The following is a 25,486-nucleotide window of genomic DNA, read 5'->3' as shown; positions in this document are numbered from 1 at the left end:
GTGTTGGCAAATGAACAGAGGCCACCATGACCGAAACCACCCAAAACACTGCCATTCCCGCACGCGTTATTCATCAAACTGACTGGCCTCAAATTGCGGAAAACTTGCCGCCTATGGCGGCGCGATGGGCCATGACCCAAGGTTTCAGCGGTAAATCGGGCGACTGCGTTACGGTGCCCGATGCGAATGGGAATATTTCCATGGCCCTATTAGGCGCAGGATCACCTGAATCCGCCCAACGGCAACGGTTTCAAATCGCCTCTGCCGCAGCCAAACTGCCCAAAGGTGAATACCAGCTACAGGGCCTAAGCGGCGATGCCCTGTTCGAAGCTGCCCTAGCGTGGCGTTTGGAATCGTATCGGTTTGACCGCTACCGCATACAATCGCCAATGGCAGCGACCCTAAAAACGCCAGAAGGCATTGATGATGTGTTGCTGGAGGCGATGGTCAGCGGTGAATTCCTAACGCGCGACCTGATCAATACACCCGCGTCTGATATGGGCCCCGAGGAATTGGAAAATGCGGCGCGCGCATTGGCAGATACACATAACGCAACAATCCATGTCATATCGGGCAACACACTGCTGGATGAAAACTTTCCCATGATCCATGCAGTGGGCCGCGCATCATCGCGCGCACCGCGCCTGATCGACATTAAATGGGGTGGGTCAGGGCCAAAACTGACACTGGTCGGCAAAGGCGTGTGTTTCGACACCGGTGGTTTGAATATCAAACCGGGTGGGTCTATGGGCCTGATGAAAAAAGATATGGGCGGCGCAGCAACCGTTTTGGGATTGGCCCATATGATCATGGCAACCCAGATGCCTGTTCAGCTGCGCGTTCTGATCCCAGCTGTCGAAAATTCAATCGACGGGTCCGCCTTCCGCCCCCAAGACATTCTGACCAGCCGCAAAGGCCTAACGGTCGAAATCAACAACACAGACGCCGAAGGTCGTTTGGTTCTGGCCGACGCGCTGGCCTATGGCAGCGAAGATAACCCAGACCTTATGATATCCATGGCGACCCTAACGGGGGCGGCGCGTGTGGCCGTGGGTCCAGACCTAGCGCCGTTTTACGTCGACGATGATGACATCGCCGCCGCCATTCAATCAGGCGCGATCAAAGGTACCGATCCGGTCTGGCGTATGCCGTTCCACGCGCCCTATGAATCAATGATCGAACCAGGGATCGCTAATTTGGATAACGCGCCATCTGGCGGCATGGCTGGATCGATTACCGCAGCGCTATTCCTTCGCCGTTTTGCGGACGCGCCCTATGCCCATTTTGACATTTACGGATGGCAACCCAGCGCCGCACCAGCCCGTCCCAAAGGCGGTGCAGGTCAAGGTGCCCGCGCACTGCTGCACGCGCTACCAAACATCCTGTCGATATAATGGATCGTCGCCGAACAGCCGCGAACGGACGGGTCGCCGCGACCGAACTAAAAGGCGTGGTCGCGGCAGAGCATTATTCCGACGGGTCGCCCGCGTGGGTGTCCGTGCCGGTTGCTGACCTGCTGGATACCCCAGACGGCAAAAGGGACCGCCAGTTGATCGCGGGAACCCCCGTCAGGGTGTACGACACAATCGGGTCGATGCATTTCGTTCAATCCCTACGGGATGGCTACGTCGGCTATTTGAAACAAACTCAACTGTCACCTGCATGGCAAGCAACGCATCGCGTCGCGGTGACTGCAACCCACGCATTTCGTGACCCCGATATCAAATCACCCGACCTGTGCCGCATCAGTTACGGGGCGCAACTGACCGTGTTCGGAATTGATAACAAAATGGCCAAAACGCCGCTTGGTTTCGTGCCTGAACAGATGCTGGGTGAAATTGATAAATTAGACACTAATCCATCCCAACAGGCTCTGAAATTTGTTGGTGTACCCTACCTGTGGGGCGGCAATTCTGCTGATGGAATTGACTGTTCCGGACTGGTGCAAATGGCGCTGCAGGGCTGCGGGATCGACTGCCCCGGCGACAGCGATATGCAGCGGGATGAGGTTGGCACTTTGCTGCCCCCTGACACGCCAACACAATCGGGTGATCTGTTTTTCTGGCCCGGTCATGTGGCGATGGCAGTGGATCAAACGCGCATTGTCCACGCCAATGCGCACCACATGGCAGTTACGGTAGAAACCATAGAAATCGGATTTAACCGTATGGGCCAACCGACCCACCATCGGCGGCCCTAATCGACGATACGGATCAGCTTGCGTTCCAAAACCGTTAGCACCTGACGCAGGTCATTGCCCCGTTTCAGAACCTGACCTTCAGCGCCAATCACCGCATATTGACCCTGCCTCATACGCAACTTTGGGCGCTTTTCGATACGGAACTGCGGATTTTCTGCCGTGCGTTTAAAGGCTGCAAAGATGGCAGCGTCCTTTAGGCTGGAAATACCATAATCGCGCCATTCGCCAGCGGCGACGTAGCGGCCATATAGGCCCATGATCACGTTCAACTCTGTCCGGTGAAACGCAACCTTTTCATCAGGGCGCGGAAATGGCGTCGTTGTATAAGCTGTCATACCTAATGATGTGCGCGAAACGGATCACAAATCAATAGCGCCTTTGTTTTGCCCCAAAATCACCGATGAATTGCCCCGCCACAGTCGGGATACCGCCCCAGCCTGCGGTCATGGTGAAACCACAAGGTGTTATTGACTGGCGTTGTTATTGCCCCCACCCAGTGCGTCAGGCAGCCTTGAAGTTAAGGATAGCTCCACGTCATAGCAGCGTGGAGCTATCACTTAACCACAATAAATCCGCGAAATTTGTCCCTGTTCACCGATCGCAAAATTGATGCGTTCGGCCCGATAATCCATTGTGACCATGTCACCAGGGCGGATGATGCGGATCTGGCGCATGATCAAAACCCGTTCTAGCGCTGTCTGATCCTGATCCAGCAAACCGGCGTATTGTGCGCCTTGGCAAGTATCAGCCCCCACCTCAGGCAGCCGCGCAAGCTCTGGTGCCGATTTCAAACAGCCCGCCAAGCCCAGCGCAAAAAATGCAATAATCCAGCGGGTTTGTGTCATTTTAATTCATCCTATTCGCCGCATTCAGCCCCCAGAGTGCCGCGATTAAAAAGACAGGTCAAACACGTGTGAGTTTAGTTGCAATGAATACGACCTTGGTCCAACCTGCACCCAATTATTTAGGGAGGAATTTTGTTATGCGCACCAAAGCAGCCGTCGCCGTCGAGGCTGGCAAACCGCTCGAGATTATGGAGGTCAACCTAGAAGGCCCCAAAGCGGGTGAAGTCCTAATCGAAGTTAAAGCGACTGGCGTTTGTCACACCGACGAATTCACCCGTTCCGGCGCAGACCCCGAAGGTCTGTTTCCATCAATCTTGGGTCACGAAGGCGCAGGAATTGTTCTGGAAGTCGGCGAAGGAGTCACCACGCTGAAACCAGGTGACCATGTCATTCCTCTGTACACGCCAGAATGCCGCGAATGCCCGTCCTGCCTATCGGGTAAAACCAACCTGTGTACCGCGATCCGCAACACCCAAGGTCAAGGTCTGATGCCGGATGGCACCACTCGTTTTTCGATGCTGGATGGCACCCCGATCTATCACTACATGGGCTGTTCGACCTTTGCGAACCACACTGTGATGCCTGAAATCGCTCTGGCAAAGGTGCGTGACGACGCGCCGTTCGACAAAATCTGTTACATCGGTTGCGGCGTGACCACAGGCATTGGCGCTGTGATCAACACCGCTGGCGTTGAAATCGGATCGACCGCTGCGGTGTTCGGTCTGGGCGGCATCGGTTTGAACGTGATTCAGGGTCTGCGCATGGCTGGCGCTGACATGATCATCGGCGTTGATCTGAACGACGACAAAGAAGAAATGGCGCGCAAATTCGGCATGACCCATTTCGTCAACCCGTCGAAAATCAGCGGTACAGTTGTCGAAGAGATCGTGAACCTGACCAAAATCGGCGCGGATCAGATTGGCGGCGTGGATTATTCGTTCGACGCGACTGGCAACGTAAAGGTCATGCGTGATGCGCTAGAATGTTCGCACCGGGGATGGGGTGTGTCGGTCATTATCGGTGTCGCACCTGCTGGCGCCGAAATCAGCACCCGCCCATTCCAACTGGTCACTGGCCGTGTTTGGAAAGGCACGGCATTCGGCGGCGCCAAGGGCCGCACCGACGTGCCTAAATTTGTAGACTGGTACATGGACGGCAAGATCGAAATCGATCCGATGATCACCCACACCATGCCATTGGAAAAAATCAACGAAGCCTTCGACCTGATGCATTCAGGCGAATCCATTCGTTCGGTTGTTCTGTACTAATTGAATTAGGCCCCTGCGACATGCGGGGGCCTAATTTCAGGCGGCGTAGCGCGCCAAAAACATTTCGACCGCGTTATTCACAACGTAGTCGACATCAGTCGCCGAAAAATCTGTTTCCAATTTAAAAAGCGACCGATCCATCAGGTCGACGCGGCATAGCTGTAGAAATTGATCTGATGCCAGATCGAAATCTTCAATCTTTAGCTGCCCGTTTTCCGTGAACATCCGCAGAAAAAAACCAATCCGTTCGCGCACCAATGCGGGGCCGAATTCGTAAAACAATTCACCAACCTGCGGGAAACGTTCGGATTCGGCGACACACATCCGATACATGCGAATGTTGAACTGTCGGCTCATCGCACCGACAATACTGCGCCCAGCCAACATCAATATATCGCGCAAAGGAAGGGACGTATCTACCAAAGCTTCGGCTGCATCAGCTTGGGCCTCGCATTCGCGACGCGCGACTTCCATAAACAATAGGCGTTTGTCGGGAAAATAACTGTATAGGGTCGCTTTGGACACGCCAGCCGCTTTGGCAATGTCATCCACGCTAGCGCCATCAAATCCATCTTTCAGGAAAATCTGTTGTGCGCCTGCCAGAACCTGATCAAACTTACGTCCGCGTTTGATCGTGCTATCACCGTCTGCCATGTCGACTCCGTTCAATTAGAACTTGATTATAGATAAACCTTTTTGCGTGTCAAAATTCACATTTAGTCGTGTGAAGCGTTCTTTTTGACGCGACAGATCAGGTTCCCATTGCAACCCCAGATTACGGCCATAATTTGTAAATGATTAGAAAGGCCCGACCATGTTGCCACAACTCTCTTCCAAACGCCGTTTTTCAGACCTAAGCGAGCAGGAAATACTTGCTCTTGCGATATCGTCCGAAGAAGACGACGCACGCATTTATCGTATGTACGCCGAACGTCTGCGCACTGATTATCCCTCGACTGCTGCTGTGTTTGACGGCATGGCCGCCGAAGAAGACACACACCGACAGCGCCTGATCGACGAACACAGCCGCCGTTTTGGCGATGTGATCCCGTTGATCCGCCGCGAACATGTGGCGGGGTATTACAATCGATCCCCTGTTTGGCTGATCGAAAATCTGGGCATCGACCGCATCCGCACCGAAGCCACCGCGATGGAACAGGACGCCGAACGGTTTTATCTGGCCGCAGCCCAGAAAACGTCGGACGCGGGCACGCGCAAATTACTGGGCGATCTGGCCGCAGCCGAAGCATCCCACGCCAATACCGCCGAAGACCTGACCGAAACGCACCTAAGCGATGACGCCAAAGATACCGAGGCCGACACCGCACACCGCCAGTTCCTGCTGACTTGGGTGCAACCGGGATTGGCGGGCCTCATGGATGGGTCCGTGTCTACACTGGCCCCCATTTTCGCGACCGCCTTTGCGACCCAAGACCCGCATACAACGTTCCTTGTTGGTCTGGCCGCATCCATCGGCGCGGGCATTTCCATGGGCTTTACCGAAGCCGCATCAGACGACGGGCAACTGTCGGGCCGCGGATCGCCCTTTAAACGCGGCATCGCGGCGGGCGTCATGACGGCCTTGGGCGGTTTGGGTCATGCGTTGCCCTATTTGATCCCGCATTTCTGGACCGCAACAATCATTGCGTTCTTTGTCGTGTTCGTCGAATTGTGGGCCATCGTCTGGATTCAAAACCGCTATATGCAGACCCCATTCCTGCGCGCCACGTTCCAAGTCGTTCTGGGCGGTGCGTTGGTTTTCGCAGCAGGTGCCTTAATCGGCGCGGGGTAGCGGATTTTCGCACCATTTGGGTTTGTGGGGCTGTTCCTGCCGCGCGGTCATCGTTAAGTAGATGACGACAAAGAGGAGCAGACCATGAGCCAACCTAAACCCGTTGTTTTGTGCATTCTGGATGGCTGGGGCAAAAACGCAGATACCTCTGCGAACGGCCCTGCGCTGGCGAATACCCCAACTTTTGACCGCATCATGTCAGAATGCCCAACGGCAGAGCTGATTACCCACGGCCCCGACGTGGGTCTACCTAGCGGACAGATGGGCAATTCCGAGGTTGGCCACACAAACATAGGCGCGGGCCGCGTTGTGGCGATGGATCTGGGCCAGATCGATCTGGCAATCGAAGACGGCAGTTTCGGCAAAACCGATGCCATCGTGAAATTCATCGCAAAGATGAAAGAAACAGGTGGCCGCGCGCATCTGTTGGGCGTGATTTCCGACGGCGGCGTGCATGGTCACATCGAACACGTTCTGGCAGCGGCCAAGGTTATGACCGACGCTGGCGTTCCTGTTGTACTGCACGCAATCACCGATGGCCGCGATGTCGCGCCGAAATCGGCAGATACCTATATGGCTGATCTGGTGGCGCGCCTTCCAGAAGGCGTAAAGATCGGTACGGTCACGGGCCGCTATTATGCGCTGGACCGTGATAACCGTTGGGAACGTGTGTCCACCGCCTATGACGCCATCGCAACGGCCAAGGCTGATTTCACCGCAGACACCGCGATCGATGCAGTTGCCGTTGGTTATGACCGTGACGAACTGGACGAATTCATCAAAGCCACCGTTATCGGCGATTACGCTGGCGTTGCAGACGGCGACGGCCTGTTCTGCCTGAATTTCCGCGCAGACCGCGCTCGCGAAATTCTGGCTGCATTGGGCAACCCTGAGTTTGCTGAATTCGATCGTGGCGCGATGCCTCCGTTTGCCGCGCTATTGGGCATGGTCCAATATTCGGACGCCCATAACCAATGGTACGACATCGTTTTCCCGAAACGGAAAATCGAAAACACGTTGGGCGCTTGGGTCGCGAAGCAGGGCAAAACCCAGTTCCGTCTGGCCGAAACCGAAAAATACCCACATGTGACGTTCTTCCTGAACGGCGGCAAAGAAGCCCCCGAAGAAGGCGAAGACCGCTACATGCCGAAATCGCCAAAGGTCGCCACCTATGACCTGCAGCCCGAAATGTCGGCGGCAGAGGTGACCGAAAAATTCGTCGAAGCGATCGAAAAAGGCTACGACCTGATCGTCACCAACTATGCGAACCCCGACATGGTGGGCCACACTGGCGACCTGAATGCGGTTATCAAAGCCTGCGAAGCCGTCGATCAGGGCCTAACCCAAGTCGTCGCCGCACTGGAAAAAGCAGGCGGCGCGATGGTTATCACCGCAGATCACGGCAACTGCGAAATGATGGTCGATCCTGAAACGGGCGGCGCGCATACCGCGCACACCACCAATCTGGTCCCTGTCGCTGTGTTCGGCGGCCCTGCTGGCATTTCCCTGCGCAACGGCCGTTTGGCCGATCTGGCCCCGACCATTCTGGATCTGATGGGCCTAGACAAACCAGCCGAAATGACCGGCGAAAGCCTGATCACCAAATGATCCGCGCTTTTGCGTTCATATCCTTGATTTGGGCCAGCACTGCGTTGGCCCAGACCAGCCCAGGCGAGGCTGCGGTGAATGCAGCTCAACGGATCGAAGACGCCAGCATCCAGCTGCAAAATGCCAGCAGTGCCCGCGACCGCGTCACCGCGCTGACTGAAACCGTTAAAGCCTATGAGGAAGGCCTGATCGCCCTGCGCGAAGGTCTGCGCCGCGCCGCCGTTCGGCAAGAAGCATTAGAGCTGGAGCTGAACGCGAAATCCGACGAAATCGCGCAGTTGTTGGGCGTTTTACAGTCGATGGGACGCGCACCGTCGCCAGTATTGCTGCTGCACCCGACAGGGCCCACGGGCACCGCCCGGTCGGGCATGATTTTGGCCGATGTTACCCCTGCCCTACAGGACGAAGTCGTCGCCCTGCGCGCCCAGTTGGAAGAGGTCGCATTCCTGCGCGATTTGCAAAATAACGCTGCCGATACCCTGACCAAGGGCCTGAATGGCGCACAATCCGCACGCGCCGCACTCAGCGCTGCGATTTCCGACCGCACCGACCTGCCACAGCGATTTACCGAAGATGACATTCAAACGGCCTTGCTGATCGCATCCGCCGAAACCTTGGATGCTTTTGCCAGTGGGTTGAACGATACCATTGGAACCGAATTGGACATTTCGTCACCCGATGCACTGTCCAAACGCGGGGAATTACCTCTACCCGTTCAAGGGCGGGTTTTGCGCGGTTTCAACGAAGAAGACCTAGCTGGCATTTCTCGTCCCGGTTTGTTGATTGCGGCCCGCCCACGCGTGATTGTAACGACGCCAGTGGCGGCCACGTTACGATTTCGAGGCCCATTGTTAGATTACGGGAACGTTGTCATCCTAGAACCCGCAGCAGACGTTTTATTCATTTATGCGGGACTGGCCGAGGTATTCGGCAATGTCGGTGAAATTCTACCCGCAGGGTCGCCAATTGGCATGATGGGCGGCGACTCACCATTAGTTGATGAGATTTTGACAGAAATGCAGAACGGAGCGGGCCTAACTGCCACCGAGACCCTTTATCTCGAGGTGCGAGAAGGGCAAGCTCCGGTAGACCCCGCACTATGGTTCGCGATCGAATGAGGTACGACATGAAGAAATTTGCAATTGCCGCTGCAACTGGCACCGTTCTGGGCATTCTAGCCACGACCCAGTTTGCAGGCCCCTTGATCGCACAAGAGGCGGAAAAGAATACATCGGTCTATGAACAGCTAGATTTGTTCGGTGACATCTTTGAACGCATCCGCGCCCAATACGTCGAACCCGTTGACGAGGCCGCGCTGATCGAAGCCGCGATTGACGGCATGCTGACCTCTTTGGATCCGCACTCTAGCTATCTATCTCCTGATGATGCCGCCGATATGCGCATTCAGACGTCAGGCGAATTTGGCGGCTTGGGTATCGAAGTCACCCAAGAAGAAGGTTGGATCAAAGTTGTATCGCCAATGGACGGCACGCCAGCGGATGCGGCGGGCGTTCTGGCAGGCGATTACATCACCCATGTAGACGGCGAAAGCCTGCTGGGTCTGACGCTAGATGACGCAGTCGATCTGATGCGCGGCCCCGTCGGGTCGGAAATCATCGTGACCATCGTGCGCGAAGGCGAAACCGAACCATTCGACGTGTCGATTATCCGTGACACCATCAAACTGGCCGCCGTCCGCGCCCGTACCGAAGGCGACGCTGTCGTTCTGCGTATCGCAACATTTAGCGATCAAACCATCAGCGATCTGGTCGCGGGCTATCAAGAACAAGTCGAAGAGGCTGGCGGCGTTGAAAACGTTGATGGTGTCATTCTGGACCTGCGCAACAATCCTGGCGGTTTGCTGAACCAAGCGATCTATGTATCCGACGCTTTCCTGAATGCCGGTGAAATCGTGTCGACCCGTGGTCGCAACACATCAGACGCAGATCGTTATAACGCCGAAGAAGGCGATATTACTGGCGGCATGCCCGTTGTTGTCCTGATCAACGGCGGGTCGGCATCGGCATCGGAAATCGTTGCGGGCGCCTTGCAAGATCACCGCCGCGCCATTGTCGTTGGCACCAAATCCTTTGGTAAAGGATCGGTCCAGACCGTGATGCCATTGCGAGGCGACGGCGCGATGCGCCTGACGACGGCCCGTTATTACACCCCATCGGGTCGTTCGATTCAGGCACTGGGCATTCAGCCAGACATCATCGTCGAACAGCCAATCCCGCGGAATGAAGAAGAAACCGAAGAAGACGGTTTCGTATTCCGCTCCGAAGCCGACCTGCGCGGCGCCTTGGACAACGATAGTCTGACCGAAGATGAAATCCGCCAAATCGAAGAAGACGCAGCCCGCGCCGAAGCGACAGCCGCCCTTCGTGAGGAAGATTATCAACTGGCCTATGCAATCGACATTCTGCGCGGATTGGGCGCACTCGGTTCCCAAAACTGATCAGTTTAGACGGTTGAAAAATTCTTAACGTCATTCATGGTGTCTATACCGAAAGGAGTAGACACCATGGATAACGAACTTCTTGCGCTTATCCGCGAACGGATGGATCTTTACCACGAAGTGATTTGGCCTTTGCCGTTGGTATTTACCGCGCTTGGCCTGATCGCCTTGATTGCGTCGCTTTTGGATATGTACAGGATTTCATATTACATCGCTGCAACCAGCTGGTTGATGGTCGGTATCGTTTTCTTTGGGCTGTTCTTTGGCAGCTACCACTATATGGCTTACGTGAATTTGCTGATCTTCACGGCCCAAGCCATCATCATGGCGATCAGCAAACCAGAATATTCCGGCAACACAGCACGGCGCATATCAGGCTCTCTGATGATGGTGTTCGGTTTGGTGGGCTACGTTATTTTGGGGCTCGAGCAAGGCCGCCAAATCAATGAACTTGCATACTTTGGCACAAATCCTTTCCCTACCATTATGTTTTCTTTGGGTTTGTCTTTAGTCGTTCCAGCAAGGTTTGTTTGGGTCATCCCTCTGGCACTCGCTTTGTTCTACGGCGCACTTTCGTTCAGAATTTACATGCCTTTCGGTCGCCCGCTTGCCTATGCTAGTTTGGCCGTGGTCATCTTGATGATGATCGATCTATTTGCCCCTAAAAAACATACGCCGGACTAAAATGACTCCCGAAGATATCGCCAAACTCCCTTATCGTCCTTGTGTTGGCGTTATGCTGGTTAACAAAGAGGGCAAAGTGTTCGTCGGCCAGCGCAATGACCGCGACACCGATGCGTGGCAAATGCCCCAAGGCGGCATCGACAAAGGCGAAGAGCCCCGCGAGGCTGCCCTACGCGAATTGGGCGAAGAAATCGGTGTGTCGCCTGATTTGGTGACCGTTGGCGGTGAAACCAAAGGCTGGGTCGCCTATGACCTGCCCCACGACGTGGTGCCGCACATCTGGAAAGGCCGCTACAAAGGTCAGGAACAGAAATGGTTCCTGCTGCGGTTCAACGGGACCGACGATCAAATCAACATCCAAACCGAACATCCTGAATTCACCGCATGGAAATGGATCGACCCCGCCGATGTAGTCGGCGCGATCGTTCCATTCAAACGCGCGGTTTACGAACAGGTCATGGCCGAACTAGGCCCGCAAATCTGATTATTTGCGGGTCCGCTTGACCTTGCGGGCTGTTTTCGCGGCTTTCTTTTTAAAACTTGCCGCCTTGCGACGTGGTGCAGGGCCGCGTTTTCCGCCGCGTCCGCCTTTGGGCATGGCGCGGTCGTCAATCGTGACGATTTCGCCAACCATGCCGCCTGTCACTGGGGCCGCTTCGGTCAGCTTCAGCGTCACGCGTTGACCGACGCGCACCACGGTGCCCGACTTTTCTCCGAACAGCTCCATCGCGTCTGCGTCAAAGTGGAAAAATTCCGACCCCAGCGACCGGATCGGCACCATCACATCTGCGCCCGTTTCGTCCAGTTTCACGAACACGCCGAATTTCTGAACGCCGCTGATACGGCCCGCCAGTTCGGTGCCAACGCGGTCCGACATGAACGCCGCCAGATAACGGTCAGTCGTGTCACGTTCGGCCAGCATAGAACGGCGTTCGGTATCAGAGATCTGCTTGCCGGTCGCCTCTAGCATTTCAATATCCCAGTCCGACAGACCGTCGTCGCCAAACCCATGCGCCTTGATCAGCGCGCGGTGAACGATCAGGTCGGAATAACGACGAATAGGCGATGTGAAATGCGCGTAGTTGCGCAGCGCCAGACCAAAGTGGCCAAAATTTTCAGGATTGTAATAGGCCTGCGTCATCGACCGCAGCGTGGACATGTTGATCAGTTCGGACTGGTCCGAATTCGCGGCCTGTTTCAGCAGTTGGTTCAGGTGACGGGTCTGCAGCACCTGACCTTTGGCCAAATTCAGACCGCTGGCCTGTGCGACCTCGCGCAGAGATTCCAGTTTTTCCTGACTGGGTTCTTCGTGAACGCGGAACAGCAGAGGCATTTTGTGTTTGATCAGTTCCTCGGCCGCAGCGACGTTGGCCAGGACCATGAACTCTTCGATCAGTTTGTGGGCGTCAAACCGTTCTTTGAACGCGACCGATGTCACCTCGCCTTCGTCGTTTAACACGATCTGACGTTCGGGCAGGTCCAATTCCAGCGGCTGACGTACCGCGCGGGCACGTTTCAGCGCCTCGTATGCGCCATATAGCGGCTTCAGGATCGGCTCCAGCAGGGGTTCGGTGCGTTCGTCCGGATTGCCGTCCATGGCCGCCTGCACATCTTCGTACGCAAGCGATGCGATAGATTTCAACAGGCCGCGCACGAAACGGTGGCTGATCTTGTTGCCTTGGGCGTCGATCTTCATCTCGACCGCCATACAGGCGCGCGGGACGTCTTCGTGCAGGGAACACAGATCGCCCGACAGACGGTCGGGCAGCATCGGCACAACGCGGTCAGGGAAATAGCTAGAGTTGCCGCGTTTACGCGCCTCGCGGTCCAGTGCGGAATTCGGGCGAACGTAATGCGCAACATCGGCAATCGCGACCCACAGCAGGAACCCGCCTTTGTTTTTCGGGTCCTCATCTGGGATGGCCAGAACCGCATCGTCGCGGTCGCGGGCATCAGCGGGGTCGATGGTCAGCAGCGGCAGGTCGCGCAGATCAGTGCGCCCCTTTAGCCCAGCAGGTTTGGCGGCGTCCGCCTCTTTGATCACGTCATCGGGAAACGCATCTGGAATGCCGTGCTGATGAATAGCGATCAGGCTAACGGCCTTGGGCGCGGTTGGATCGCCCAGACGTTCGACGATACGCGCCTTGGGCAGGCCCATGCGGCCTTTGGAGCCAGATTGTTCTGCCTCGACCAATTCACCGTCTTTGGCGCCATGCACCGCGCCTGCGGGCACGATCCATTGTTTGTCGTTCTTTTTGTCGATCGGCATGATCCGCCCGCCTTCGTGGCCTTGGCGGAAAATACCAACGATACGCTGCGGGTTATGACCGATCTGGCGGATGATACGTGCGGTGTAATCGTAATCTTCGCCGTTCGCTTGGGTCAGTTTGCCCAAGATACGGTCGCCCGGCGCAACGGCTGGATCGCTATCGCGTTGGATCAACAGGATGCGCGGCGCGTTGCCTTTGCCCCGCCATTCAATCGCGCGGCACCACAGATCACCGTTGTGATCAGGGTCAACGATCTGCAATACGCCCACGGGCGGCAGGCCTTCGCGGTCAGCGCGGGATGATTTGCGTTTGTTCAGCGTCCCGTCGGATTCCATTTCGCGCAGCACGCGTTTCAAATCGATCCGCGCAGAGCCTTTGATCCCAAAGGCTTTGGCAATATCGCGTTTCGTGGCGAGGGTCGGGTTCTGGGAAATCCATTCAAGGATTTCCTCTTTGGACGGGATACGAGTCATACCTTTGCCCTACCATTTGGCAGGGCAAAGCGCACGGTGGAAAATTACGCCTGATTATCGAAATAATCGGCCAAAACGCGCGAATAGATGGTTTTCAGCTGATTGATCTGTTCGACCTCTACCCGTTCGTCGACTTGGTGCATGGTTTTGCCAACCAGACCGAATTCCACAACGGGGCAGTGATTTTTCACAAACCGCGCATCCGATGTGCCGCCCGAGGTCGACAATTCAGGCGTGCGACCTGTCACCGCCTGAACGGATTTCGCGACCAGATCAGACAATTCGCCCGGGGGCGTGACAAAGCTTTCGCCGGAACATTTCACTTTGACCGCGATTTGCAGACCGAATGCCTGTGCGACAGTATCAGCCTGATCGTGGATCCATTGTTCCAGTGATGCGCCCGTATGCAGATCGTTAAAACGGATGTTCACGGTCGCTTTTACCTCGGCCGGAATGACATTGGTCGCGGGGTTGCCCGTATCCACCGTCACAAAGGCCAGCGTGGAGGCATCGAAATGATCAGTACCCTGATCCAATTCATGGCTGGACATACGATCCACCAATCGCGCCATCGCAGGCAGCGGGTTATTGGCGCGATGCGGATAGGCCGCGTGTCCCTGAACACCCGTGATCGTGAACCACGCGGTGATGGACCCGCGACGACCGATTTTCATCATTTCGCCCATTTCATTAGGGCACGTCGGTTCGCCGACCAGACAGACCGACATCGCCTCGCCCTGTTCGTCCATCCAGTCCAGCAACGCGATGGTGCCGTGTTCAGCGTCCGCCTCTTCGTCGCCAGTGATAGCAATCGCAATCGCGCCATCGGGGGGCGTTTCGCGCACATGGTCGATCGCTGCCGCTACAAACGCCGCGACGCCCGATTTCATATCGGTTGTGCCGCGCCCGTACATAATGCCGTCTTTAATTTCGGCCCCGAATGGGTCAGTCGTCCAGTCATCGATGTTCCCGACAGGCACAACATCGGTGTGTCCGTTGAACCCGAACGTGCGGTTCGCGCCCTTGCGACCCCAGCGCGCGTATAGATTGGCGATTCCTTCGCGGTCGACGCGGGTGCATTCAAAACCTGCGGCCTCTAGTTCGTTTTGCAACAAAACCAGCGCCCCGCCTTCGGCTGGCGTCACAGAATTGCAGCGCACCAAACGGGCGGTCAAATCAACGGGATCGATAGGGGTCATGGTTGTCTCCTTTGACTTAGCCGTACCCAAGCCGCCGCTCTGATGCAATCAATCACAATGTGGCGATTTGAACACAGTTTCGCCACATGGACAGCCAAGCGCCCAAAAAGGTTAACAAATTTACCAAACGGATCATAACCTATACCCATAAGAATGACCCGAGGCAGGGCAGACCATATATGGTCCGTGGCGAGCAGGAATAGCCACAATATATAGTGAAGTCGGCAAAGACCGACCGAATCTGCGCTGACCTTGGCTGGGGCTGAGGCATAAAAATGGTACGTGGACGCGAGATAGGCTACGATACCAATGCATCTGCGATGGAGATAGCCGAAACCATTTTCGGCGATGGCGTCACAGTTGTATCGGCATCGTACACCGGAGATAACGACTCTTCGGCGATCTATACGGATGGTGACCGCACAGGCGGGGTGACTCCGTCCGACACGGGCGTGATCCTGTCCACAGGTGATGCCGCCTCATTCACGACCAACAACCGTTGGCAGTCGAACGTATCGAACAACACAACAACCAACACTAGCGGCGTCAATAACAACGCGGATTTCAACGAAGTCGCGGGCACATCGACTTATGATGCGTCGTGGATCGATGCATCATTTATCCCAGACGGTGATGTCATGACGCTGAGCTTTGTGTTCAGCTCGGATGAATATCCGGAATACGCAGGATCGGTTTTCAACGATGTGGTTGGCGTATGGGTAAACGGCGAACATGTTCCGATCACCGTTGGTGACGGGTCTACGTCTGTGTCGAACGTAAACGGCACGAGCCAAGAGAACCTGTACATCGACAACACAAGTGACCAGTACAACACCGAAATGGACGGGTTTACGGTCACCCTGACGCTGAACATGCCCGTCAACTCGGGCGAAGTGAACACGATCCGCATCGGCATCGCCGATGTGAGCGACGCCTCTTACGACTCCAATCTTTTGATCGCCGCGAATTCCGGCCAAACATATTTGATTGCCGAACTTGACGATGAATCCATGTTCATTGGCGGCAGCAAAACGTTTGACCTACTGGCTAACGATACCAATCAGACAACTGGTACACTGCAAATTACGCAGATCAACGGCCAGGATGTTACAGCAGGTAGCACTGTTACCTTATCAACAGGGCAAGTTGTAACGCTGAACGCCGACGGAACGATCACTGTCGATGCAGATGCCAATGCCGAAGATGTGGCTTTCACGTATCAGGCATCCTCTTTCGAAAACGGCAATGAAATTGCGGTTTCGACCGGCATCGTCAATTTGGACGTTATCCCCTGTTTCGTTGCAGGAACGCGGATCGAAACTGTGCGCGGCATGATCCCTGTCGAAGATTTGGAACCAGGCGATTGGGTCGTGACGCTAGACGATGGACCACAGCCGCTGCGGTGGGTTGGCAGCCGCACTGTCCCTGCGACGGGCAACCTAGCCCCGATCGTGATTGATAAAGGTGCCTTGGGCGATCACGAACGCCTGATGGTATCCCCGCAGCACCGCGTTTTGCTAAAAGACACCAAAGCGGACCTTTTGTTTGGCGAAGACGAGGTTCTAGTCAAAGCCAAAGATTTGATTAACGATCTGACGGTTCGGCCTGTTTCGGGCGGAACGGTGACCTATCACCACATCCTGTTTGATTCGCACCAAGTCGTCTTTTCCGAAGGCCTAGCCACCGAAAGCTTTCACCCCGGCCCCCAGACCAAAGACTGCTTTGAAAAAGAGGTGCTGGACGAAATCTGTACGCTGTTCCCGGAATTGTCACCCGAAACTGGGTTGGGATACGGACCGTCTGCACGGCTTTCGCTAAAATCCTACGAAGCGCAATTGTTGGCAGGGATCGCGTAATGGCGTGGATCGGCCTGCGGGATAGACACGGCATTGGCCGGTTTGCTCCGCGGGGGTTAGACGCCCCGCACAACGGTCCCCTACAGCTTAAGGCGAATTCACTTTTTACGCGTGGCACGATTGTCATCGAATGTTCGATAGACCCCGATCACGTGCGGCAAAACCTATTCCGCTATGCGGCATCGGCCCCGTGGCATAGTTCGTTTCGGATCGCCATCGACGATGACGGTACCTTGCACCTGATGATGTCTATGGGGCCATCTACGGTTGCTTATGCACTACCGACATCTTTGGCGACGCACAAAGGTGCGGCGACGATCTGGTATACGTGGGACAGCCAAAACCGCACCGGCATGTTGGCCGCGCGCAGCTGTGCCGGAGACGAATTTTCCACTGACCTACAGGGTCCAATGCCACTATCGGTACTGGATTCCGACCGTATGTTTACCAAATCCGCGCATACGCGACTGGGGCCCACCACGCAGTTTTGCGCAATGGCGAATACGATCGAACCTGTTGGGTTGCCTGCCAGTTTGTCAGGCGATGCGATCATCGAAACAACCAGCGGCCCCCAGAAGGTCAAAGACATCAAACCTGGCACGTCAATTCACACGGCCAACGGTGGCCGGGCGCAAGTCCTGCATGTGGTGGAACAATCGTTACCTGCACGCGGACGGTTTGCGCCGCGGGTCATCCGCGCGCCGTTTTATGGTGCAACGACTAATATTGGGTTTGGGGCAACGCAGCAGATCGAACTAGCTGGTTCAAAAATCGAATATCTATTCAATCAAGAACACGTGCTGGCGGAAATCGGTCATTTGGTCGACGACAGCGAAATCGTCGTCGATACCCGCAACGATGTTGTGACCTATTTTCACCTGCTTCTGGATCAACACGATGTCATATCGCTATCAGGCGTGCGTGCACCGACGCTGAACCCTGCTCATTTCCGCGCAAACCCCGAGGTCATTCGTGCAGGAATTTTGCGCGATGTGCCCATCGAACTTTTGCCAAACTCGACCAGTCTGGATATGCCTCACCTTCGTAATTTCGAGGCCTTACTCATTCCGTTTAGGTAACTTTGTTGCGTGTCGCCTGAAAGACAGGTATCGCGACGCTTATCGATATCGGGGACACATTTATGAAACTTCTACGTGGCATCTTTGTGCTGATCGGTTTGCTATGCCAACCGGCATTCGCTGAAACTCTGACTGTGTCTACAGTAACGCGTCCACCGTTTTCCATGCCCGATGGCGACGGCGGCGACACGGGTTTTTCGATCGAGCTGTGGAATGCCATTGCCGCTGAACTGGGGGCAGAAACTGAATTTCGCCGCGTCGACAGTTTTGGCGAAATGTTGTCTGCGGTCGAAAACAGCGAAGTTGATGCCGCCATCGCCAACATTTCGATCACAGCATCCCGCGAAGAAATCATGGATTTCTCTCAACCCGTTTTCCAATCAGGGATACGCATTCTAGCCCCTGTCGATAACACGAGTGGATCGGTTTGGTCAGCTATCTTTTCTCGTGATGTGCTGATCGCCGTTGCCGCCGCAATCGGTCTTTTGTTTGGCGGCGGCGCTGTCATGTGGTTGCTGGAACGCAAAGCGCAGCCCTATTTCCAAGGCACCTTTAAAGAGGCTGCTTTCCCATCATTTTGGTGGGCGCTGAATCTGGTCGTCAATGGCGGCTTCGAAGAACGCATGCCTCGCACGATTTTGGGCCGCATGTTCGCTGTGGTTTTGGTCGTGTCTTCCTTGTTCATTGTGTCGATTTTCGTGGCGCAAATCACAACTGTCATGACAGTCGAGGCGATCCAGTCGAAAATCACAGGCGTGAATGATCTGTACGAAAAACGCGTTGGCACGATTGAAGGATCGACAGCAGATCAATTTTTGGACCGCCGCGAGGTGACCGCCATCCGTTACGACCAGTTGGATTCGATGTATTTGGCGCTGGAAAACGGCGAACTGGACGCTGTGGTGTTCGACGCTCCGATCCTGGCGTGGTACGCACAGACACGCGGAGCCGGCGATTTCAAATTGGTTGGAAACAACCTTGTGCCTGAAAACTATGGGATCATCATGCCATCGGGCAGCGCGCTGCGCGAACAAATCAACCGCAGCTTGCTAACCCTGCGCGAAAACGGCACCTATGATGCCATTTATCGCGACTGGTTCGGGCAACAGTAATTAGATCAGGCGTTAGGTACTTCGCCTTCGATGTCACGCAAGTTTTCGTCACCAAAAAATGGCGTCATCTGCGCGACGATAACACTGTTTTCGTCCAGCGCACGATCCATCAATTCGCGTTCGTCATCATCGATTTCGTGGCCTGCTGCCTCTCGATCAGACAGGTTTCCATAACCCGTGACATCCAGCGGGTTCAGCTCAGCTTGTTTAAGAATTGCAACGGTTTCGCGGACGGCTTCTGCTTCGTCCACGCCGCTGGCATAGCACATTAGCGCCGCCCCAGTGCTTTCCTCTGGCAAACCATCGCCATCCTTGCGGCCGACCTGTACGACCAATGTGTAGACCTGTTGCTTACTGTCTTTTTTTGCCATGGTCATTTCCTTGCACTGCGACCGCGTAGTGCGGTGTAAACTTTCGACACCCTATACGAATGCGACCACGGCTTTGCACTTTTGGGCAATCGCCTTTGCCGTGTCATTCAACGTATGGTTAAGGGGTCGAGACATGATGCGCTCCATTCGTGGTTGTTGTTGTTTGAATGGATCCTGTCATGTCGCTTCAGTCTTTCAGCGGTCACGGACACACTTCCGTCCATCCGTGACCTACTTATTCCCCCGCAGGTTCCCCAAAACCTGCGGGTTTTTTTCTTAGTCGCGCAACAGTTCGTTGATGCCGGTTTTCGAACGGGTTTTTTCGTCCACGCGTTTCACGATAACCGCGCAGTACAGGTTGATACCGTTCTTCGATGGCATCGAACCGGAAACGACCACCGAATATGGTGGGACTTCGCCGTACATGACTTCGCCGGTTTCGCGGTCAACGATTTTGGTCGACTGGCCGATGTAAACGCCCATGCCCAGAACCGAACCTTCGCGAACGATACAGCCTTCGACAACTTCGGAACGGGCGCCGATGAAACAGTTGTCTTCGATGATGGTTGGGCCAGCCTGCATAGGTTCCAGAACGCCGCCGATGCCAACGCCGCCCGACAGGTGAACGTTCTTACCGATCTGTGCGCAGGATCCAACGGTCGCCCAAGTGTCGACCATGGTACCTTCGTCAACGAATGCGCCCAAGTTCACAAAGGATGGCATCAGAACAACGCCTTTGCCGATGAACGCGGATTTGCGCACAACAGCGTTAGGTACAGCGCGGAACCCAGCGGTTTTGAATTCGTCAGCGCCCCAGCCTTTGAATTTGCTGTCGACCTTGTCCCACCAGCTGTGATCCTGTGGGCCGCCGGATTGCAGTTCCATATCTTTGATGCGGAACCCCAGCAGGACAGCTTTCTTTGCCCACTGGTTTACGTGCCAGTCGCCGTTTTCCAGTTTTTCAGCAACGCGCAGAGAGCCGCTGTCCAGCGCGTTCAGCGTATCTTCGATCGCTTCGCGGGTTTCGCCAGTGGTAGCTGGGGTGATGGTGTCGCGGGCTTCCCACGCGGATTCGATTGCGGCTTCTAGCTGAGCGTTCGACATGTGGCCTCTTGGTGTTATCTGTGCTTTGTAGACGGTTGCGGGGATATAAACTGTTTCCCCAGCAAAGAGCAACAAACGGGACGAGTAGATGACCGAAGACCACCGCCGCCACCCACTACGCAACAGCGGGCAAGACCGCAAAGCCGTGGGTGATGTACCAGACACGGCACAAACGCGGTCCCCGACGTACCGTTTGGCCTTTGCCGATAATGATTTCCTATGCCGCGAAGAATTGCGCCCCGTTCGGTTGCAGCTGGAACTGCTGAAACCCGAATTGGACATGGACGACGAAGGCATCGACAGCACCATCGTCATGTTCGGCGGCGCGCGTATTCCTGCACCGGACAAAAAAGAAACCGCGCGAACTCAGACACTTGCTGATTTGTCGGCCTTTTACGAAGAGGCCCGCACCTTTGCCCGCCTGATGACCGAAGAGTCGCTAAAGTCTGGCGGACGTGAAAACGTGATCGTCACCGGCGGCGGCCCCGGCGTGATGGAGGCAGGCAACCGCGGCGCCGTGGACGCAGGCGGCAAATCGATCGGCCTGAACATCGTTCTACCGCACGAACAGGCCCCGAACGAATACGTCACACCAGAGCTGTGTTTCAATTTCCACTACTTTGCGATCCGCAAAATGCATTTCCTAATGCGCGCCAAAGCGATCTGTGTCTTTCCAGGCGGATTTGGCACCTTGGACGAAATGTTCGAAGCCCTGACCCTAATTCAGACAGGCCGCATGGAGCAGGTCCCGTTCTTGCTGTTCGGCAAAGAATTCTGGCAAAAAATCGTAAACTGGGACGCTCTGTCCGACGCGGGCACAATTTCCGCCGAAGATCTGGACCTGTTCCGATTCGTCGACACCGCCGAAGAGGCGATCGATGCATTGAAAAACTGGGCTCATGCTGGCGAAACCCGCGACGCTATTCCGGGGCGCTAATGCGTATCGTCGTGATGGGCGTTTCAGGGTCGGGCAAATCGACCCTGGGCGCGGCGATGGCGGATGCCCTAGGGGCGGTCTTTGTCGAAGGCGACAGGCTGCATCCGCCTGAAAACGTTGCGCATATGGCTGCGGGGAAATCGCTGGACGATGATATGCGTTGGCCGTGGTTGCAGGCCTGCGGGGCAGAGTTGGCTGGAAATGATCCGATCGTTCTGGCCTGTTCGGCCCTGAAACGCAGCTATCGCAAGCTGCTGCGCGTCTATGCGCCTGACGTGGTCTTCGTGTACCCAAAGGTGGACGCCGAAACGATCCGCGCACGGATGGAGGCGCGTACAGATCACTATATGCCGCCCAGCCTACTGGACAGCCAATTGGCCACATTGGAAGAGCCAGAAAAGGACGAGGCGCCCATTGTCGTGGACGCCTCTGACTCTATCGAAAATATGGTGAAATCAGCGCTGTATCAGCTTTGAATGCCAGCCTCTGCCGCGATCTGAGCGCGTGATTTACGAGCGCGTTCGGTCGCGGATTTCAACTGACCGCAGGCGGCCATGATGTCTTCGCCACGCGGAGTACGGATCGGCGAGGCATAGCCCGCCTGCATCAGGATCGTCGCAAAAGCGCGGATACGGTTGTTCGACGAACGCTGATACGGCGCACCGGGCCATTCGTTGAATGGGATCAGGTTTACCTTGGCCGGAATACCGTCCAGCAGTTTGACCAAACGATGCGCGTCTTCGTCGGTGTCGTTCACGTCTTTCAGCATCACATATTCAAAGGTGATACGTTCCGAATTTGTCGCCTTTGGATATTCGCGCAGCGCCTCTAGCAGTTTTTCGATGTTCCATTTTTTGTTCACAGGAACCAGAACATCGCGCACTTCGTCGGTGGTGGCGTGGAACGATACGGCCAGCAGGCACCCGATTTCTTCGGCGGTGCGGGCGATTTCAGGCACAACACCCGAGGTCGACAGGGTGATACGGCGGCGGCCCAATGCGATGCCTTCGCCATCCATCGCGATTTTCATCGCGTCGCGCACGTTTTCGAAATTGTACAGCGGTTCGCCCATGCCCATCAAAACGATGTTCGACAGCAAACGGGGGCCATCGTCGCCCGTACCAGTACCTGGTTCGGGCCATTCATCCAAATCGTCGCGCGCCAGCATGATCTGACCGACGATTTCCGACGCGGTCAGGTTGCGCACCAGTTTCTGGGTGCCCGTGTGGCAGAACGAACAGGTCAGGGTACAGCCCACCTGCGACGACACACATAGGGTGCCGCGGCCCTCTTCGGGGATATAGACGATTTCAACTTCGTGACCGCCAGCGATGCGGACCAGATATTTGCGCGTGCCGTCTTCGGACACCAGTTTGGTGACCAACTCAGGGCGTTCGATCACAAAATTTTCCGACAGCATTTTGCGGAAATCTTTGGACAGGTTGGTCATCACGTCGAAATCGGTGACGCCCCAGTGATAAACCCACTGCCACAGCTGATTGACGCGCATTTTCAGCTGTTTTTCTGGCGTGCCTGCTTCGGCCAATGCCTCGCGCATTTGGTCACGGGTCATACCGGCCAAATTTTTCGCGCCATCAGCCGCTTTGCGCGGGATGGTCATAACGTCTTGGGTAATCGGAGCGGTGGCAGTCATGGCGGCCTCGAATTTTCGGATAAGCGGTGCTCATATAGGATTCGGGGCAGAATTCAAAAGAATTCCGCCCCTAAGTTATTCAAAACGGCGCGACTGGCGCCGGTCTTAGCCTGCGCAGCGGCGCTGTGCCTCGTCCAAGGACGCGGTAAAGCCCAGCAGGGAAAATGTATCGCGGGTCACGGTGCCACGCGATGAACGTGCGGTCAGGGTCGCATTTGCGCCTGCTTTCATCGCAGCAACGATTGCCGCATCGGCGGCCGCATCGGCGGGCCATGCATATTCATCCTGAACATATAGGTCGAAATTGGTGCCGCCGATTTCCAAATTTACGGTGCTGTCAGATGCAAAGGGATATCCACCCGTAAAGGCCACCTGACCAGCAACACCCGATGCCGGACGGAAGAAAACATAAAGCAGGATGTCACCGCGGCGCACAGCAACCACGTTGCCATCGCGGGTGTTTACCGTTTCTTTCGGAGCCGAAACGATCCAGCATTCACGCGGATCGGTACCTTCGAAAACGCTCCAGTCTGTGTTTGCAGCCACGCGGTTGTTCGAATCTTGGGCCGCGGCAACCGTTGCCGTTCCCAGCGCCACAACCAAACCAACGCTACGCATCAAAGACGAAATCATGTCTGCAGCCTCCAAGCTGTCTTTTGCCTCTTTGCCCCTAACGCTCTGACGGCGATATTCGAGGCGGATGTACCCGATAAATTAGCCATACCAATAAACGCCTAGTTTGGGAAACACCAAATAACTTGGACGTTATGTGCGGTTTTTTGCCAAAATCAGGGCAAAGCATCCCAAATTAATTTGATCGCCATCGCAGTCGAGGCGACGACCAGCACAGGTTTAATGCCTTTGGACCCAACGCGCATCGCCAGTTTCGACCCCAAATAAGCGCCCAACATTTGCCCCGCACCCATGCATAATCCCGTGATCCACAACGGTTTTGCCACCAGCGCAAAGGCCAGCGTGGCGCCAACGTTCGATGCAAAGTTCAACAGTTTGGTATGCGCCGTCGCCTTGAGCACGCCATAACCCGCCAGCGCGACGAACCCGATCATGAAAAACGCGCCCGTTCCTGGCCCCAGCAGGCCGTCATAGAACCCAATCAGCGGCACAAAGGTCAGGATAAACACGCCCATCGTGATGCGCTGCTGGCGGTCAAGGTCATTCAAACCGGGTCGGAATGCGAAAAACAGCGCAACAGCGATCAGCAGAACAGGCAGGCCCAAACGGATGACATCGGTGGGTAGGTGGCTGGCCAGCAATGCACCAGCGATCGACGCAGCAAAGGACATAAGCGCCGCTGGCATTTGTTTTTTCAGATCCACATGGCCGTGCCGCGCATAGCTGAATGCGGCCATGCCCGCGCCAAATAGGCCCTGCACTTTGTTCGTGGCCAATGCAGCGACGGGCGGGATGCCTGCGATCATCAGCGCAGGCACCGTGATCAAACCGCCACCGCCTGCGATGGAATCAACAAAACCCGCGATCACAGCCGCACTGGTCAGTAGAATCAGAACCTCGACCGAGACTTCGATCATTTAGGACACGAAATCTTCGCGGGCGTAGCCTTGTAGGAACAACAGAGCCGATAGATCACAGTGGTTCACGCGGATATCGCATTCTGCCTGAACACTGGGTTTCGCGTGCAGCGCAACGCCTGCCCCTGCGCGACCCAACATGCCCAGATCGTTCGCACCATCACCCACCGCGATCACGTCGGATTCGGAAATACCCAGTTCGGTGGTGATTTCTTCTAGTGCTTGAACCTTGGCTTCGCGGCCCAGAATTGGGTACCCAACCTTGCCCGTTAGCTTGCCGTTTTCAGCGATCAGAGTGTTCGCGCGGTTGGTATCGAACCCCAATTCCGACGCGATGCGCGCGGTAAACGCGGTGAAGCCGCCCGATACCAGCGCAGCATAACCGCCGTTGGCTTTCATCGTTTGCACCAATTCGCGGCCGCCTGGCATGTGGGTGATGCGTTCGTTCAGCACCTTTTCAATGACCGTTTCGTCCAGACCCGCCAGCAGGCCAACGCGTTCTTCCAATGCGCCGTTGAAATCCAATTCGCCGTTCATCGCACGTTTGGTGATGTCAGCCACGCGTTCGCCAACGCCCGCCTCTGCCGCCAGTTCGTCGATGCATTCTTGCTGGATCATCGTGCTGTCCATATCGGCCAGCAGCATCTTTTTGCGGCGGTTCGCGGATGGCTGGATCACCAGATCGATCTTTTGCGCCTGAAGGTCGTTCCAAACATCCCAAAAATTGGACGGTTTGGTCTGCACTTCGAATTCGGCGGCCTCTCCTGTCGACAACACGGTCGCATCGCCGCCACCCCATGCGTTGCGCAGCGCATCAACCATGGCTGACTCTAGGGTTGGGTTCGATGCGGCGGTCAAAAGGCTGACGGTGAACATTGTCGGCTCCGAAAAATTGTGCGGTTTCGCCCCGTTTCGCACATCGCGTTTCCCCTGCCAAGCGCCCTGATGTTTCCGACAGTGGTCGCTGCTGGTTCAAATGCGACACCTTGTCGGGAAATGACGTCATTTTCCCTATTGCAGGCGCAG

At 55.7% G+C, this 25,486-nt stretch carries 25 protein-coding genes; 14 read left to right on the top strand and 11 right to left on the bottom strand.

Features of this window, described 5'->3' with window-relative positions:
• Positions 1 to 26: 26 nt before the first annotated feature.
• The gene (locus tag BVC71_RS08320) at positions 27 to 1,394 is read left to right on the top strand and encodes a leucyl aminopeptidase family protein (protein ID WP_086451166.1); all 1,368 of its coding nucleotides are present in this window, start codon (positions 27 to 29) and stop codon (positions 1,392 to 1,394) included.
• The gene (locus tag BVC71_RS08315; RefSeq protein WP_165767745.1) at positions 1,394 to 2,200 is read left to right on the top strand and encodes a C40 family peptidase; all 807 of its coding nucleotides are present in this window, start codon (positions 1,394 to 1,396) and stop codon (positions 2,198 to 2,200) included. Before BVC71_RS08320 ends, BVC71_RS08315 begins: the two co-directional genes overlap by 1 nt.
• On the opposite strand, the gene BVC71_RS08310 is transcribed toward BVC71_RS08315, so the two are convergent.
• On the bottom strand, positions 2,197 to 2,535 hold the full coding sequence (locus tag BVC71_RS08310) for a DUF2794 domain-containing protein (RefSeq protein WP_086451164.1): 339 nt from the start codon (positions 2,533 to 2,535) through the stop codon (positions 2,197 to 2,199). The genes BVC71_RS08315 and BVC71_RS08310 overlap by 4 nt on opposite strands.
• Before the next feature lie 222 nt (positions 2,536 to 2,757).
• Entirely contained in the window at positions 2,758 to 3,045 is a 288-nt protein-coding gene (locus BVC71_RS08305; protein WP_086451163.1) for an I78 family peptidase inhibitor, read from the bottom strand.
• Between the two features lie 137 nt (positions 3,046 to 3,182).
• On the opposite strand from BVC71_RS08305, the gene BVC71_RS08300 reads away from it, so the two are divergent.
• Positions 3,183 to 4,313: an S-(hydroxymethyl)glutathione dehydrogenase/class III alcohol dehydrogenase gene (locus BVC71_RS08300; protein ID WP_086451162.1), complete on the top strand. Its 1,131-nt coding sequence runs from the start codon at positions 3,183 to 3,185 to the stop codon at positions 4,311 to 4,313.
• Positions 4,314 to 4,349: 36 nt separating this feature from the next.
• On the opposite strand, the gene BVC71_RS08295 is transcribed toward BVC71_RS08300, so the two are convergent.
• Entirely contained in the window at positions 4,350 to 4,967 is a 618-nt protein-coding gene (locus BVC71_RS08295) for a TetR/AcrR family transcriptional regulator (protein ID WP_086451161.1), read from the bottom strand.
• Between the two features lie 160 nt (positions 4,968 to 5,127).
• Here BVC71_RS08295 and mbfA point away from each other — a divergent pair, with 160 nt between their 5' ends.
• The 6 genes from mbfA to BVC71_RS08265 all read left to right on the top strand — a co-directional run bounded on the left by mbfA (position 5,128) and on the right by BVC71_RS08265 (position 11,339).
• Positions 5,128 to 6,105: an iron exporter MbfA gene (mbfA, locus tag BVC71_RS08290; protein ID WP_086451160.1), complete on the top strand. Its 978-nt coding sequence runs from the start codon at positions 5,128 to 5,130 to the stop codon at positions 6,103 to 6,105.
• 84 nt (positions 6,106 to 6,189) lie between these two features.
• Positions 6,190 to 7,713 (top strand): 2,3-bisphosphoglycerate-independent phosphoglycerate mutase, encoded by a 1,524-nt coding sequence (gene gpmI / locus BVC71_RS08285; RefSeq protein WP_086451159.1) that lies wholly within the window; start codon positions 6,190 to 6,192, stop codon positions 7,711 to 7,713.
• Positions 7,710 to 8,831 (top strand): murein hydrolase activator EnvC family protein, encoded by a 1,122-nt coding sequence (locus BVC71_RS08280; RefSeq protein ID WP_086451158.1) that lies wholly within the window; start codon positions 7,710 to 7,712, stop codon positions 8,829 to 8,831. Before gpmI ends, BVC71_RS08280 begins: the two co-directional genes overlap by 4 nt.
• Positions 8,832 to 8,839: 8 nt before the next feature.
• Positions 8,840 to 10,171: a S41 family peptidase gene (locus BVC71_RS08275; RefSeq protein WP_086451157.1), complete on the top strand. Its 1,332-nt coding sequence runs from the start codon at positions 8,840 to 8,842 to the stop codon at positions 10,169 to 10,171.
• 66 nt (positions 10,172 to 10,237) lie between these two features.
• The gene (locus BVC71_RS08270; protein WP_086451156.1) at positions 10,238 to 10,855 is read left to right on the top strand and encodes a hypothetical protein; all 618 of its coding nucleotides are present in this window, start codon (positions 10,238 to 10,240) and stop codon (positions 10,853 to 10,855) included.
• 1 nt (position 10,856) lies between these two features.
• On the top strand, positions 10,857 to 11,339 hold the full coding sequence (locus BVC71_RS08265; protein ID WP_086451155.1) for an RNA pyrophosphohydrolase: 483 nt from the start codon (positions 10,857 to 10,859) through the stop codon (positions 11,337 to 11,339).
• Here BVC71_RS08265 and rnr read toward each other — a convergent pair whose 3' ends face one another.
• Positions 11,340 to 13,598 (bottom strand): ribonuclease R, encoded by a 2,259-nt coding sequence (rnr, locus tag BVC71_RS08260; protein ID WP_086451154.1) that lies wholly within the window; start codon positions 13,596 to 13,598, stop codon positions 11,340 to 11,342.
• A gap of 44 nt (positions 13,599 to 13,642) precedes the next feature.
• Positions 13,643 to 14,797: a succinyl-diaminopimelate desuccinylase gene (gene dapE, locus BVC71_RS08255; RefSeq protein WP_086451153.1), complete on the bottom strand. Its 1,155-nt coding sequence runs from the start codon at positions 14,795 to 14,797 to the stop codon at positions 13,643 to 13,645.
• A 275-nt stretch (positions 14,798 to 15,072) separates the two neighbouring features.
• Here dapE and BVC71_RS08250 point away from each other — a divergent pair, with 275 nt between their 5' ends.
• The 3 genes from BVC71_RS08250 (at position 15,073) to BVC71_RS08240 (ending at position 18,844) form a co-directional block, all read left to right on the top strand.
• A complete protein-coding gene (locus tag BVC71_RS08250) occupies positions 15,073 to 16,653 on the top strand; it encodes a Hint domain-containing protein (protein ID WP_086451152.1) in 1,581 nt (526 codons plus the stop codon).
• A complete protein-coding gene (locus BVC71_RS08245) occupies positions 16,653 to 17,732 on the top strand; it encodes a Hint domain-containing protein (protein WP_086451151.1) in 1,080 nt (359 codons plus the stop codon). The genes BVC71_RS08250 and BVC71_RS08245 overlap by 1 nt, the downstream gene beginning before the upstream one ends.
• Before the next feature lie 62 nt (positions 17,733 to 17,794).
• Positions 17,795 to 18,844: a transporter substrate-binding domain-containing protein gene (locus BVC71_RS08240; protein ID WP_086451150.1), complete on the top strand. Its 1,050-nt coding sequence runs from the start codon at positions 17,795 to 17,797 to the stop codon at positions 18,842 to 18,844.
• 5 nt (positions 18,845 to 18,849) lie between these two features.
• On the opposite strand, the gene BVC71_RS08235 is transcribed toward BVC71_RS08240, so the two are convergent.
• Positions 18,850 to 19,221, bottom strand: coding sequence for a hypothetical protein (locus BVC71_RS08235; RefSeq protein ID WP_086451149.1), 372 nt, complete (start codon positions 19,219 to 19,221; stop codon positions 18,850 to 18,852).
• Positions 19,222 to 19,491: 270 nt separating this feature from the next.
• Positions 19,492 to 20,319, bottom strand: coding sequence for a 2,3,4,5-tetrahydropyridine-2,6-dicarboxylate N-succinyltransferase (gene dapD, locus BVC71_RS08230; protein WP_086451148.1), 828 nt, complete (start codon positions 20,317 to 20,319; stop codon positions 19,492 to 19,494).
• Between the two features lie 88 nt (positions 20,320 to 20,407).
• Here dapD and BVC71_RS08225 point away from each other — a divergent pair, with 88 nt between their 5' ends.
• Together BVC71_RS08225 and BVC71_RS08220 are read left to right on the top strand one after the other, a co-directional pair.
• Complete coding sequence (locus BVC71_RS08225; protein ID WP_086451147.1) at positions 20,408 to 21,256, top strand: LOG family protein; 849 nt, start codon at positions 20,408 to 20,410, stop codon at positions 21,254 to 21,256.
• The gene (locus BVC71_RS08220) at positions 21,256 to 21,732 is read left to right on the top strand and encodes a gluconokinase (RefSeq protein ID WP_086451146.1); all 477 of its coding nucleotides are present in this window, start codon (positions 21,256 to 21,258) and stop codon (positions 21,730 to 21,732) included. The genes BVC71_RS08225 and BVC71_RS08220 overlap by 1 nt, the downstream gene beginning before the upstream one ends.
• Here BVC71_RS08220 and rlmN read toward each other — a convergent pair.
• From rlmN to serB, 4 genes are all read right to left on the bottom strand, one after another.
• Complete coding sequence (rlmN, locus tag BVC71_RS08215; RefSeq protein ID WP_086451145.1) at positions 21,723 to 22,910, bottom strand: dual-specificity RNA methyltransferase RlmN; 1,188 nt, start codon at positions 22,908 to 22,910, stop codon at positions 21,723 to 21,725. The two genes, BVC71_RS08220 and rlmN, sit on opposite strands and share 10 nt — an antisense overlap.
• Positions 22,911 to 23,015: 105 nt before the next feature.
• Positions 23,016 to 23,543, bottom strand: coding sequence for an invasion associated locus B family protein (locus BVC71_RS08210; RefSeq protein WP_086451144.1), 528 nt, complete (start codon positions 23,541 to 23,543; stop codon positions 23,016 to 23,018).
• 155 nt (positions 23,544 to 23,698) lie between these two features.
• Positions 23,699 to 24,460 carry a TSUP family transporter gene (locus BVC71_RS08205; RefSeq protein ID WP_086451143.1) on the bottom strand — a complete coding sequence of 254 codons (762 nt, stop codon included), beginning with the start codon at positions 24,458 to 24,460 and terminating at the stop codon, positions 23,699 to 23,701.
• Positions 24,461 to 25,336 (bottom strand): phosphoserine phosphatase SerB, encoded by an 876-nt coding sequence (serB, locus tag BVC71_RS08200; protein WP_086451142.1) that lies wholly within the window; start codon positions 25,334 to 25,336, stop codon positions 24,461 to 24,463. It lies immediately after the preceding gene.
• Between the last annotated feature and the right edge of the window lie 150 nt (positions 25,337 to 25,486).

The organism is Marivivens niveibacter (assembly GCF_002150005.2).
Classification (GTDB): Bacteria; Pseudomonadota; Alphaproteobacteria; order Rhodobacterales; family Rhodobacteraceae; genus Marivivens; species Marivivens niveibacter.
This window is presented reverse-complemented; position numbering and strand designations above follow the sequence as displayed.